General features: G+C 68.6%; 10 protein-coding genes. 6 read left to right on the forward strand and 4 right to left on the reverse strand.

What is annotated here, in order from left to right; translation table 11 throughout:
• Positions 1-9: 9 nt before the first annotated feature.
• A complete protein-coding gene (locus ACSHWB_RS05385) occupies positions 10-963 on the reverse strand; it encodes a glycosyltransferase (RefSeq protein WP_439660980.1) in 954 nt (317 codons plus the stop codon).
• A gap of 22 nt (positions 964-985) precedes the next feature.
• On the opposite strand from ACSHWB_RS05385, the gene ACSHWB_RS05390 reads away from it, so the two are divergent.
• Complete coding sequence (locus ACSHWB_RS05390) at positions 986-1543, forward strand: sugar O-acetyltransferase (RefSeq protein WP_439660981.1); 558 nt, start codon at positions 986-988, stop codon at positions 1541-1543.
• A gap of 4 nt (positions 1544-1547) precedes the next feature.
• On the forward strand, positions 1548-1955 hold the full coding sequence (locus tag ACSHWB_RS05395) for a YjbQ family protein (protein ID WP_439660982.1): 408 nt from the start codon (positions 1548-1550) through the stop codon (positions 1953-1955).
• On the opposite strand, the gene ACSHWB_RS05400 is transcribed toward ACSHWB_RS05395, so the two are convergent.
• The gene (locus ACSHWB_RS05400; RefSeq protein ID WP_439660983.1) at positions 1851-2813 is read right to left on the reverse strand and encodes an ABC transporter permease; all 963 of its coding nucleotides are present in this window, start codon (positions 2811-2813) and stop codon (positions 1851-1853) included. The genes ACSHWB_RS05395 and ACSHWB_RS05400 overlap by 105 nt on opposite strands.
• Before the next feature lie 116 nt (positions 2814-2929).
• On the opposite strand from ACSHWB_RS05400, the gene ACSHWB_RS05405 reads away from it, so the two are divergent.
• On the forward strand, positions 2930-3877 hold the full coding sequence (locus tag ACSHWB_RS05405; RefSeq protein ID WP_439660984.1) for a hypothetical protein: 948 nt from the start codon (positions 2930-2932) through the stop codon (positions 3875-3877).
• A gap of 45 nt (positions 3878-3922) precedes the next feature.
• Here ACSHWB_RS05405 and ACSHWB_RS05410 read toward each other — a convergent pair whose 3' ends face one another.
• Positions 3923-6910 (reverse strand): BTAD domain-containing putative transcriptional regulator, encoded by a 2988-nt coding sequence (locus tag ACSHWB_RS05410; RefSeq protein WP_439660985.1) that lies wholly within the window; start codon positions 6908-6910, stop codon positions 3923-3925.
• 745 nt (positions 6911-7655) lie between these two features.
• Here ACSHWB_RS05410 and ACSHWB_RS05415 point away from each other — a divergent pair.
• Together ACSHWB_RS05415 and ACSHWB_RS05420 are read left to right on the forward strand one after the other, a co-directional pair.
• A complete protein-coding gene (locus ACSHWB_RS05415) occupies positions 7656-7925 on the forward strand; it encodes a hypothetical protein (protein ID WP_439660986.1) in 270 nt (89 codons plus the stop codon).
• Positions 7926-7969: 44 nt separating this feature from the next.
• Entirely contained in the window at positions 7970-10510 is a 2541-nt protein-coding gene (locus tag ACSHWB_RS05420; protein WP_439660987.1) for a BTAD domain-containing putative transcriptional regulator, read from the forward strand.
• Between the two features lie 61 nt (positions 10511-10571).
• On the opposite strand, the gene ACSHWB_RS05425 is transcribed toward ACSHWB_RS05420, so the two are convergent.
• Positions 10572-12314: a proline--tRNA ligase gene (locus ACSHWB_RS05425; protein WP_439660988.1), complete on the reverse strand. Its 1743-nt coding sequence runs from the start codon at positions 12312-12314 to the stop codon at positions 10572-10574.
• Between the two features lie 135 nt (positions 12315-12449).
• On the opposite strand from ACSHWB_RS05425, the gene ACSHWB_RS05430 reads away from it, so the two are divergent.
• The gene (locus ACSHWB_RS05430) at positions 12450-12809 is read left to right on the forward strand and encodes a VOC family protein (protein WP_439660989.1); all 360 of its coding nucleotides are present in this window, start codon (positions 12450-12452) and stop codon (positions 12807-12809) included.
• The last annotated feature ends 31 nt before the right edge of the window (positions 12810-12840 follow it).

Here is a 12840-nt window from a genome sequence, read left to right on the forward strand (position 1 = left end):
AAAACAGTGTTACACAACGTCCGCCAGACTGTCCGCAACTTCTTCGGGCGACGGCGTGTGACGTATCTCCCGGGCTATCTGACCAGCGGCTTCCCGGTAGGACGAGTCCGTGAACAGCCGCCGCACACAGTCCGCGATCGGCCCGGCACTGAACGCGGCGGGACGCAGCGCCGCACCGGCCGCGACGAGCGCCTGCGCGTTGCCGAACTGGTCCGCCCCCTGCGGCAGCACGACCTGCGGCACCCCGGCGGCGAGCGCGCCCAGCATCGTGCCGCTGCCGCCGTGGTGGACGGCGACGTCCGCGTACCGCAGCACCTCCGCCTGGGGCAGCCACGGGTACACCGTCACGTTCGCCGGCACGTGGGCCAGCTCGACGTGCGGCGCGGCCACGACCACCTGCGCCTCGGGGATCTTGCCGAGCCCGACGACCGCCTCGGCGAGCAGCTCGCGCGTGCCGAACGCGGTGCCGAGCGTGAGGTAGATCAGCTTCCCGGCGGTGCGCACCGGCACGTCACCGGGCGGCGAGAAAGGCACGGCGCGCAACGGGATCCGGTCCTCCCGCAGGAAGGCGGCGTCCTGCAACGACGGCGGGCAGATGTCGAGGTGCCGCCCGCCGGTGGGCCGCACGAGGCCGATGCCGTCGGGGAACATCCGCCCGAACCCGTGCCACAGCGCGGGAAACCCGCGGCGCCGGGCCTCGGACACGACCTCGGGCACGGCCCACTCGCCGATCACGAGGTCGGGCAGCAGCCGTTCCAGCTCCGGCGCGATGTCCTCGGCGTAGATCTCGCCGAACACGATCCCCGGCCGGAACGGACGCAACCCGAGCTTGCCGAGCACCGGGTGCATCTCCTCGCCGACCGCGAAGTGCACCTCGTGCCCGGCTTTGCGCAGGGCCGACGCCAACGGGACCAACGGATACGTGTGGCCGACTGCGGCCATGCTGGCGAAAAGCACGCGCATGCCGTGACGATACTGAGTCCTCATGGGAACCAACCGCGAGAAGATGATCAACGGCGAGCCCTACCTGCCGGCGGATCCCGAGCTCGACGCGGACCGGCGCCGCGGCTGGCGCGAGATGGCCAGGTTCAACGCGCACGACCCGGAGGACCTCGACGGGATGTACGCGATCCTCAAGGGGTTCGTGGCGGAGATCGGCGAGAACTCGACGTTCATGCAGCGGTTGCAGATCGAGTACGGCTACAACACCCGCATCGGCGCGAACAGCTTCATGAACTACGGCGGCATCATCCTCGACTGCGGCCCGGTGACCATCGGCGATCACGTGATGATGGGGCCGAGCGTGCAGCTGCTGACGGCGTTGCACCCGATCGAGGACCACGAGGCGCGCATCGAGGGCTGGGAGACGACCGCGCCGATCGTCATCGGCGACAAGGTGTGGTTCGGCGGCGGTGTGATCGTGTGCCCCGGCGTCACCATCGGCAACAACACGGTGGTGGGCGCGGGCAGTGTCGTGACGCGTGATCTGCCTGCTCACGTGCTCGCGGTCGGCAACCCCGCACGGGTCGTTCGTAAGATCTGAGGTCATGCGCAGCGAGGAGATCCAGATCCGCACCGGTTCGGACGAGGTCGTCCACGACCTCACGCGAGAGTGCGAGCGGTTTCTCGCCAACGAGGACGGCGACGGCCTGCTGCACGTGTGGGTGCCTCACGCGACCGCGGGTGTCGCCATCATCGAGACGGGCGCGGGCAGCGACGACGACCTGCTGACCGCGTTGGAGCGCATCCTGCCCCGCGACGTGAGGTGGCGGCACCGGCACGGCACCCCCGGCCACGGCCGTGACCACGTGATGCCCGCGCTGGTGCCGCCCTACGCGACGATCCCGGTGCTAGGCGGTGTGCTGACTCTCGGCACGTGGCAGTCCATCTGCCTGGTCGACACCAACGTCGACAACCCCGTCCGCACGGTCCGTCTGAGCTTTCTTGCCGGCTAGCAACAGCACGAGTCCGACAAGCGCGATCCCGCCGAACACCCACCACTCGGTGCTGATGGACCCGTCGTACATGAGGCTGCGCAGGCCTTCCGCCGAGAACCGGAACGGCGTCCACGACCACAGCACCGCCCGGTAGACGGGGTTGAGCAGCTCCGGCACCTGGCCCGCGACCGCCGGCGCCATCAGGTAGAGCAGGCCGAGGATCCCCATCGCACGGATGCCGAGGTGTTTGAAGAGCCCGGCCTGCAGCAGCGCGAACGACGCCGCGACGGCGAGCATGAACGTCAACGCCTGCGCGCTGAACGTGACGCCCCACCACGCGAGCAGCCCCGCGGTCGAACCGGTGACGAGCACGGCTGCGGTCAAGGCCGACAACCACCTGTTCGTGGTGCCCTTCAGCACCACGAACAGCAGTCCGGCGATCATCCCGCCGACCCACAGCAGCGCGCTCACGGCGAGCGGTGCCGTGCGTTCGGCGGCGCTGACGGCCGGCGCCTCGACCTTGACCGGCAGCCCCGCACCCTGCGCGACGCCGGTCAGCACCTGCTGAGCGACCTGCGTGCCGGACGGGTTGACGGCGGGGTTCAGCCTGATCGTCGCCTGGCCGGGCGCGATCTCCAGCACGCCGTAGACCTCCCTGTCCCGCAGGAGGTTCCGGGCCTCGTCCGCGGACACGGCCCTGATGTCGACCTCGGCGGAACCGGCGTTCGCGACGCGGTCCGCGATCGGCGGAGGCGCCACCACGGCGAGCGGGACGTCGTGCGGGTGCACGGTCGCCTGCACGCCGAAGGTCAGCAGTCCCAGGAGAAACGCCACCACCGCGCCTGCGACGGCGGCGACCAGCACAGTGTGCATCATCGACCCCTGAGTTCATCGTGCGTTGAATTTAAGCCGGCACGCTACGCCTCGCGCGCTCCCGAAGTCAACGCCCGATGAATTAAGCCCCTGTCAGACCCACCAGGTACCGTTTGCCCGTGACTTACCCAGGTGGCGGCGGACAGGGCGGCTGGAACGACCAGCAGGGCTGGGGCCAGCAGCAACAGGGTGACTACCAGAGCGGTGGCTACCAGACCGGCGGCTACCCGCAGACCGGTGGTTTCCCGCAGCAGGGCCAGTTCCCGCAGCAGGGCTACAGCGGGTACGGCGGCCTAGGCGTGTACGGCGGTTTCGACAACGAGCCGCCGAAGAAGAGCAAGAAGACGCTCTGGCTCGTCCTCGGCACCGTGGTCCTGGTGCTGCTCGTGGGCGGCGGCCTCACCTGGTTCCTGCTCTCGCGCAAGGACGGCACCACGGCGGAGCCAGGTCCGTCCACGCCGAACAGCACCTCCGCGCAGCCGACCGACTCGGCCTGCCCGAAGAGCGAAGGTCAGCAGTGCGTCGAGACGACGCTCGGCTACAACTACGTGGTCCCGAAGACCTGGGACGTCATCGCCGACGCCAAGATCCCGGTGGACGCGATCCCGGGCATCTCGCTGTCCGGCATCACCACGTACGGCGACTACACCTGCGAGGGCAAGCCGTTCACCAAGGGCACCAACGGTGGCACGCTGCTCCCGAAGAGCGACATCAACACCGCGGCCACCGACTTCACCAAGGCACTGGCCGCGCAGTACTACTCGTCGGGCGGCGACCCCAAGGTCTCGGTGACGCAGCCCAAGCCGGTGAAGATCCAGCACACCCAGAAGGACGGCTCGAAGGTCGTCATCGACGGCGTGCAGGTCGACGCCACCGTCACGCAGACCGGCAACAAGTGCCTGGCGAGCAAGGGCATGGTCAAGGTCGTGGTGCTCAACGGCAGCAACAAGCTGCACGTGCTGGCCGTCAACGGCGACCTGGAGGGTGGGGGCGGCGGCGCCACCCCGCCGCTGCCCAAGGAGTCCGAACTGCAGAAGATGATCGACTCGCTGACGCCCACGTCGTAGCGGATCCTGTCGCGCCGCCGTTGTCCGCGACGGCGGCGGGCAGGTTCAGCGAGCGCCGCCGTTGGACGTCACCGCGGCCGGCAGCGGGTTCTCGGCCGTGATCTTCTCCAGCACCGCCAGCGCCTTGCTCTCCCACAACGAGAGCCGCAGCTCCTGGAACGTCATCATCGCCTGCTCCACGATGGCGATCGCGTGGAACGTCTCCCCGCGCTGCGACACCAGCTGCGCCAGGTCGAGCCGGATCCGCGCTGCCCCGACCCGGTCGAGGTTCTCCTCGCACAGCCGGATCGCGCGCCGCAGCAGCCGTCCCGCCTCGGCGAACATGCGCATGCGGCCGTGGATCAGGCCCAGCGAGTGCAGCGCGTAGCTCTCCCCCACGGTGTCGCCGGAGCGCTGCACCATGCCGAGCACGGACGTGATGAGCTGCTGCGCCTGCTCGTACCGCCCCTGCACCAGCATCGCGCTGCCGAGCCGGTAGAGCACCTGGGCCTCCACGCGCGGACTGGAGATCTCCCGGCACATGCCGAGGGCTCCGCGCAGCTGACCGACGGCCAGCTCGTGCTCGCCGCGGTCGAGCGACAGCTGCGCGAGCTGCGACACGACGTAGGCCTGGCCGACGACGTCGCCGACGCGTTTGAAGCCCACCAGCGACTGCTCGAAGATCCGCAGCGCGATCTCCGGGTGTCCCTCGTTGTACTCCAGCAGGCCGAGGTTGCGGCGCACCAGCGCGAGCCCGTGGGTGTCGTCCAGCTCCGTGAACAGCTCCAGCGCCGGTTCGAGCGCGGCACGGGACGCGTCCATGCGGCGCTGGCTGTGGTGCAACGACCCCAGCGAGCACAGCAGGGCCGCGGTGCCGCGTTTGTTGCCCGCGTTGCGCACGGCCTCCAGGGCCCGTTCGTGGGTGTGCTGCCAGTCGTCGAGGTAGCTGCGGGTCTCGAACAACGTCACGAGCGTCATCGCGAGGTCCCAGCACAGCTCGTCCAGACCGGCGTCGGCGGCCTGCAGCACGGCGGCGCAGATGTTCGGGCGCTCGCTCTCCAGCCAGCCCAACGGGTCCTGCAGCACCTGGTCGAGGTACGGGGCGCTGGGCTGCCAGCGCCGCCCGCTGCCGTGCAGGACCGTGAAGTCGCCGCCGTAGAGACGCTGGTGCGCCTGTTCGGCCATCGCGAGCCAGCCGCCGGCCACGCGTTCGACCGACTCCAGCTGGACGGCGGGGGCCTCGTGCCCGGCGAGCTGTTCCTTGGCGAACAAGCGGATCAGGTCGTGGAAGCGGTAGCGCGGCAGGCCCGTGATGTCGCTGCCGACGACGTCGAGCAGCTGGGCGTCGACGAGGCGCTCCAGCAGGTCGAAGCCGCGGTGGCGGTCGTCGTCGGTGAGCGCCGACGCCGTCCAGACGGGCAGGCTTTCCGCCTCCAGCAACGACATCAGCCGCATCACCCGGCACGTGTCGGGCTCCAGGCCGTCGTAGGTGAGCGACAGGCTGGCGCGCACGACCATGTCGCCGTGCACCAGTTCGTCGAGGCGGTGGCGTTCGTCGGCGAGGCGGCCGACCATCGAGGCGAGGCTCCAGTGCGTGCGGGCGGCGAGGCGGGCGCCGATGATGCGCAACGCCAGTGGGAGCCCTCCCACGACGTCGACCAACGCGGCCGCGGCGACCGGTTCGCTCTCCAGCCGGCGCGTGCCGATGATGCGCCCCAACAACTCCAGAGCGTCATCGGAGTCCATGAAGTCGACGTCGACCAAATGAGATCCGGCGAGACCGGTCAGCCGGGTGCGGCTCGTGACGACGACACCGCACGTCGGCGAGCCCGGAAGCAGCTGGTGCACCTGCGACTCGCTGCCCGCGTCGTCCAGCACGACCAGCACGCGGCGGTTCGCGAGCATGCTGCGGTACATGTCCGCACGCTCGTCGACACCGTCGGGCAGGGTCGAGCCCACGGCGCCCAACGCCGACAGGAACCGGCCGAGGATCTCAGCTGGTGTGGCCGGTTGTGCCTGCGTGCCGCGCAGATCGCAGTACAGCTGGCCGTCGGGGTAGGTCTCGGCGGCGACACGATGGGCCACGTGGACCGCGAGAGCGCTCTTACCGATGCCGGCCTTTCCCGAGATGTTCACCACCGGCATGGTCATGTGGTCGCCCGCGAGAACGCTCTCAGCGCGCGCCACGACGTCCTGGCGGCCGATGAAGTCCGAGATGGTCGCCGGAAGCTGGTGCGGTGACACGACGTTCTGCACCGTGACCGGGACCGGCTTCTCCTGGTCGAGGCGCAGCACCTCGTCGTCGGTCAGGATCGCGGTCTCCAGCTTGCGCAGCTGGTCGCTCGGTTCGAGCCCGAGGTGTTCGATGAACAGGTCGCGGCCGGCGCGGTAAACGTCGAGCGCCTCGGACTGACGGCCGGATCGGTAGAGCGCGAGCATCAACTGACCGCGCGGCCGTTCACGCAGCGGGTGTTCGGTCACCATGCTCTGCAATTCACCGATGAGTGCGTGATGGCGCCCCAGCAACAACTCGATGTCGACGCAGTTCTCCAGCACCGACAGGCGTTTCTCGTCGAGGCGCAGCGCTTTGTTCTGCAACGTGGCCCCGGCGCCGCCGAGTGCCGGTCCGCGCCACAACGCCAAAGCCGCGCGCAGCACGGTGGACGCCTCTTCCATCCGGCCCTGGCGGACGGCGGCGTCAGAGTCGGCCACGCGGCGTTCGAAGAGGAAGGTGTCGATCTTGTCTGCGGCGACTCGCAGCAGGTAGCCGGGCTGGCGCGTCTCGATCTGGGCGTCGACGCCGACTCTCGCGAACTCCCGCCGGAGCGCGGACACGCAGATCTGGATCTGCGCCCGTGCGGTCGACGGCGGGGTGTGCTCCCAGACGAGGTCGATCAGCTGATCCATGCTGACGACACGATTGGCTTCGAGCAGCAATGCGCCCAGGATCGTCTGTTGACGTCCCGGCGGCACCTGCACCTGCTCCTCGGCTCCGATTACCTCGATCGGGCCGAGCAGCTTGAAAATCAGTTCCTCGTCAGGGGCGGAGCTCATGACTGACGACCCCTCGCGCCTCTATTTCCCGCAATGCCCCTGCACCTCACGCTCCGGCCGATTCCACCGTTACTGAATCACATTTACCGAGGACGGGGAAAAAGTACTTCCCGGGGCGTCACCTCAAGATCCGCAGCTATCTGAAGAAGTTTCACATCCCGTGTTTGACCTCCGGTTGCATCAACTGCAGACGGTCGCTCGCATGGGTGATGATCTCCGAAGTTAGACCCGACCGGTAAAACTGTCAAGATCCTTCTTGTGCATCTCTACACGATCCACCATAATGCGTCCGATCTCAATAGGCATCTCATTTGGAGATGATCAGATCCGGCGCATCGGGGCAGATCAACCAGCACGTGAACCAGAGAATTCATCGTTGTGACGGCGGACTTCACGACGATCGTACGGCATGCCGCCAAGCAGCCTGAACGTCTCATCGGGACTACTCCGAGCGGCACAAGCCGTTCGTTCGGATCGCTAACCGCACCCAACCATTGCGGTACACCGCACCTAATTCTCCGGATAAGCGACCACCCTGCGTAGTAACAGCTGTGTGCTGACTGGCGCGTCAGCTATTGATGCGTCTCAATTGGCGCGGTGAACCTCGCCATCATGGCCGATTGATACGCGGTGGGTGCGCGATAGAGCGGCGATGGGCGGCACTCCTAACTTCCTTCTCAGACGCCGCTCGAAGGTGTCTGAAGCACAACTCGAGCCGAGGTCCGACAAGCAAGAGGAGGCCGACATGATCCGCAAGACGACCGCTGCCGCTCTGGTTCTCTCCGCCATCCCGGCGGCCCTGGCGATGACGCTCTTCGCCGGCACCGCACAGGCCGACGACACCCCGTGGGGCAAGGGACTCGACGGTGACACCCCGTGGAGCCAGATCGTCGCCGACGGCGACACCCCTTGGGGCGCAATCACATCCGACGACACCCCGTGGGGCCGTTCCGTCACGCTTCCGGCAGTTCCGACCGACGACACCCCGTGGGACGACGACACCCCCTGGGGCTGATCTTTCCCCCTCCGTCCGGATAGCCACCAATGGAGGCCAGAACCATGCGATTCCACCTGCTGGGCTCACTGGAAGTCCTCGACGACGACCTGCCCGTGCCGCTGGGCGGCGTCAAGCAGCGCGCGGCTCTGGGTTTCCTCCTGTTGCACGCCAACCGAGTGGTGGCGACGAGCAAGCTGCTCCAGGCGCTGTGGTCACGGGACGTCCCGCCCACGGCGCGCAAGATGCTCCAGAACGCCGTCTCAGGGTTGCGAGGCGTTCTCACTCCCCACGGCAGCACTCCCGAAGGGTCGGCACTGCTGCTGACCCACGCTCCGGGCTACCTGCTGCGCGTGGACCAGAACTCCCTCGACCTGTCGCGCTTCCAGCAGCTGACCGAGCAGGGACGAGGTGAACTGTCCGCGGGGAACTGGCCCGCCGCGGCGAAGGTGCTCCGCAAGGCACTGAGCCTGTGGCGCGGACCGGTGCTCGCGGATCTTGCGGAGACCGGGATCAACTGGCCGGAGCTGACGGCCATCAAGGACTGCCGACTGGCGACGCAAGAGGACTGCTTCGAAGCGGAGATCGCCTGCGGCAGGCACTACGAGATCATCGGCGAGCTGGAGTCGCTGATCGAGGTCGAGCCGTATCGCGAACGGCTGGGCGGCCAGTTGATGCTCGCGCTGTACCGGTGTGGCCGGCAGGTGGACGCGTTGAGCGTCTACCGCCGTACGAGGGCGGCGTTGGTGGAGGAACTCGGTCTCGAGCCGGGCCGCGAGCTCCAGGAACTGGAGCGCGCGATCCTCGACCACGCCCCCGCGCTGGACCTTCCGCCGTCGGTGCAACGCAGGCACCTGCTCGCCGTCGGCCAGGCTTCTCCCGTCGTCATCACCCCCGCGCCCGTCGTGGAGCCGCCGGCTGTCACCGTGGACGCGCTGGACGTGACGACCGTGGAGCGCAAACTCGTCAGCGTCGTGATGGTGTCCGCCCAGCTCGGTCTCGCGGCCGGCGACGGCGACCCCGAGGACGTCGACGCGGTACACCAGGAGGTCGCTTCCGTCGTCTCCGCCGAGGTCTCCCGTCTGGGCGGCGTCGTCGGCGGCAACGTCGGTTCCGTGTTCCTGGCTATGTTCGGTGTGCCCAAGACCGCTGAGGACGACGCCGACCGCGCCGTGCGTGCTTCTCTCGCCGTTCGCGATCGGCTGGCTGCTGTCGCGGACGTGCAGATCGGGGTGGCGACCGGCGACTCTCTCGTGCGTCTGCCCTCGTCCGGTGTGCCCACTGCGACGGGCGTGCTGCTCGACCAGTGCCGTCAGCTGATGGCGTTGGCGCCGTTGGGTGCGGTTCGTGCGTGCACTTCGACCCGTGACGCGGCCAGTTCCGTTACGTGGGAGGCCGATGGTGCTCCGACCGGAGGCTGGCAGGCGGTCTCGTGCGTGTCACCGCGTGGGGCGACCCGGCGTTCGCAGGCGGCCGTGCCGTTCGTGGAGCGCGAACGCGAGTTGCTGGTGTTGCAGGGACTTCTCGACGAGGTCTCGGTCCGTCGGCGTCCGCACTTCGTGACCGTGCTCGGTGAGGCGGGCGTGGGCAAGACACGGCTCGTGAACGAGCTCGCTACTTCTTGTTCGACCGCGTTGCGTGGCACCGCAACGGCTTTCGGCGACGACCACGGTTATGGACCGCTGTCCGACGTCGTGAGCGGCTTCTCCTCCTTCGAGACCCTGCGTGCCTCGTTGTCATCGCTGGTCGGCGTCGGTGAGCTCGCGGACCGGTTGCACGGGAGCCTCGCCTGCCTGGCCCAGCCGGGGCCCGGCGTGCAAGCGGACTTCCCGGCGTGGCGGCGGTTCCTGGAGGAGGTCGCGGAGTCCTCGCCGCTGGTCGTGCTGCTGGAGGACGTGCACTGGGCGAACGACGTGGTGCTCGACTTCGTGGAGGAGCTGAGCGAGCACGCCGGTTCGGTGCCGTTGCTGGTGATCGCGACGGCGCGGCCGGAACTGCTGCAACGCCGGCCGTCGTGGTTCGGCGGCAAGCGCAACGCGACCACGATCAGCCTGGAGCCGTTGTCCCACAACGGAACGCGCAGTCTGCTGAACTCGCTGTTGCAGACCAGTGAGCTGTCATCGGAACTGTGGCAGGCGTTGGTGTCGTGTGTCGGCGGCAATCCGTTGTTCGCCACCGAGTACGCACGGATGGTGTCCGACCCGCGCATGCCGTGCGTGCAGAACGGCTCATCGCTGCCGGTGCCGCCCTCGGTGCGTGGAGTGCTCACGACGCAGCTCGACTCGTTGCCGTTCGACGTGAAGGCCGTCCTGCAGGACGCCGCCGTCGCGGGTGACCTGGTGTCGCCAGGAGCTGTGGCCGCGACCGGCGGGCGGGACGTGCTGGACGTCGCCAAGGCGCTGGAACTGCTGGAACAGCGGGACATCCTGCGCCGTCAGGGCCGCAACAGCGAGACCGGCGAGATCGAGTACGGCTTCCGGCACCTGCTGGTGCGCGATGTCGTGGCGGAACAACTCCCGCGTGCCACGCGTGCCTCGAAGCACGAACGGGCGCAGGCCTGGTTCGAGGAGCCCGCGCTGGACCTCACCGACCGCTGGGCCGGGTGAGACGCTGAACGCCGGGCCGCGCGTCCACCCCCAGCGCGCTGCCCGGCGTTCAGTTCCTGCTTCAGCTGGTGACGACCTGCACCAGGTGGTCGACGGCCTCCGCGACCGGCACCTCGACGCGCTCGCCGGAGCGGCGGTCCTTGACCTCGACCGTGCCGTCCTTCAGACCCCGGCCGATCACCAGGATCGTCGGGATGCCCACGAGCTCGGCGTCCGCGAACTTCACTCCGGGGCTCGCCTTGCGGTCGTCCAGCAGGACGGTGAGGCCCTTGGCGCTGAGCTTCGTCGCGAAGTCCTCACCGGCGTTCATCAGCGTCTCGTCCTTGCCGGCGACCACGACGTGGACGTCGGCGGGCGCGACGTTGCGGGGCCAGATCAGGCCGCGGTCGTCGTGCGACTGCTCCGCGATGACCGCGACGAGACGCGAGACGCCGACGCCGTACGAGCCCATGGTGATCCGGACGGGCTTGGAGTCAGGGCCGAGGGCGTCGAGCGAGAACGCGTCCGCGTACTTGCGGCCGAGCTGGAAGATGTGGCCGATCTCGATGCCGCGCGCGGCGACCAGCACGCCCTGGCCGTCCGGGGAGGCGTCGCCCTCGCGGACCTCGGCGACGTCGATGACGCCGTCGGGGGTGAAGTCGCGGCCCGCCACCAGGTCGACGACGTGGTGGTCTGCCTTGTCCGCGCCCGTGACCCACGCGGTGCCCTTGACGACGCGGGGGTCGGCGAGGAAGCGGATGCCGTTGGCCTGGATGGCGCCGGGACCGATGTAGCCCTTGACCAGGAACGTGTTCTTGGCGAAGTCGGCCGCCTCCAGCATCGCGACCTCAGCGGGTTCGAGGGCTGCCTCGAGACGCTTGAAGTCGACCTCGCGGTCACCGGGGACGGCCACCGCGAGCAGCTCCCAGTCCTTGCCGGGGTGCTTGACCTTGACCAGGACGTTCTTCAGCGTGTCCGCCGCGGTGAACTTGCGGTCGGTGTTCGCGTTGAGGAAGTCCACCAGGGTCTCGATGGTGGGCGTGTTCGGCGTGTGGTGCACCTGCGCGGCGGGCTTGTCGTCGATCGACTGCTCGGCGGGCGCGGGCGTGACGACGGCCTCGACGTTCGCCGCGTAGCCCGACTCGGTGCTGCGCACGAACGTGTCCTCGCCCGTCTCGGCGACGGCGAGGAACTCCTCGGACGCCGACCCGCCCATCGCGCCGGACGTGGCGGAGACGATCACGTACTCCAGGCCGAGCCGGTCGAAGATGCGGATGTAGGCGTCGCGGTGGTTCTTGTACGACTCGCTCAGGCCCTCGTCGGTGAGGTCGAAGGAGTACGAGTCCTTCATCAGGAACTCGCGGCCGCGCAGGATGCCCGCGCGGGGACGCGCCTCGTCGCGGTACTTGGTCTGGATCTGGTACAGCGTGACGGGGTAGTCCTTGTAGGAGCTGTACTCGCCCTTCACGGTGAGGGTGAACATCTCCTCGTGCGTGGGGCCGAGGAGGTAGTCGGCGCCCTTGCGGTCCTTGAGGCGGAACAGGTTGGGGCCGTACTCGGTCCACCGGTTCGTCGCCTCGTAGGGCTCCTTGGGCAGCAGCGCGGGGAACTGGATCTCCTGCGCGCCGAAGGCGTCCATCTCCTCGCGGACGACGGCCTCGATGTTGCGCAGGACCTTGAGGCCCAGCGGCAGCCAGGTGTACCCGCCCGGCGCGACGCGGCGGACGTAGCCGGCGCGCACCAGCAGCTTGTGGCTGGGCACTTCGGCGTCCGCCGGATCCTCGCGAAGGGTGCGCAGGAACAGCGACGACATCCTGGTGATCACGGTGGGTACTCCTCGTTCACGGGCAGTTGAAGCAGCGTACTGGTTGGACGTTCCTCGAAATCGCGCGCGGTGCTTTTCATGGGCTCTGACCTGCACTGACCAGAATTGTCAGACCCCCTGGGTAGCGTCCGTTCCATGCCTCTGACCATCGCCATGATCACCATCGACACGGGCGACGCCCGCAAGCTCGCGGAGTTCTGGACGGCCGCCCTGGGGACCACGATCCAGAACGACTGGGGCGAGTTCATCGTGCTCGCCCCGAACACGGAAGGCGGCGTCGCGCTCGGCATCCAGCAGGTGCCGGACGCGACTCCCGGCAAGAACAGAGTCCACTTCGACTCGCACGTGCCGGACCGCCTGGCCGAGGTCGCCCGCCTGGTCGCGCTCGGCGCCACGGAGGTCGCGGTGCACAGCGTTCCCGGGCTCGTCTGGTCCGTGCTCGCGGATCCGGAGGGCAACGAGTTCTGCGTCGGCCAGGCCGGCGAGGAACTCTGAACGGCCCTTGGTCCGTGCTGGTGCCGCTCCC

This window comes from Lentzea sp. HUAS TT2 (genome assembly GCF_051853195.1).
GTDB lineage: Bacteria > Actinomycetota > Actinomycetes > Mycobacteriales > Pseudonocardiaceae > Lentzea.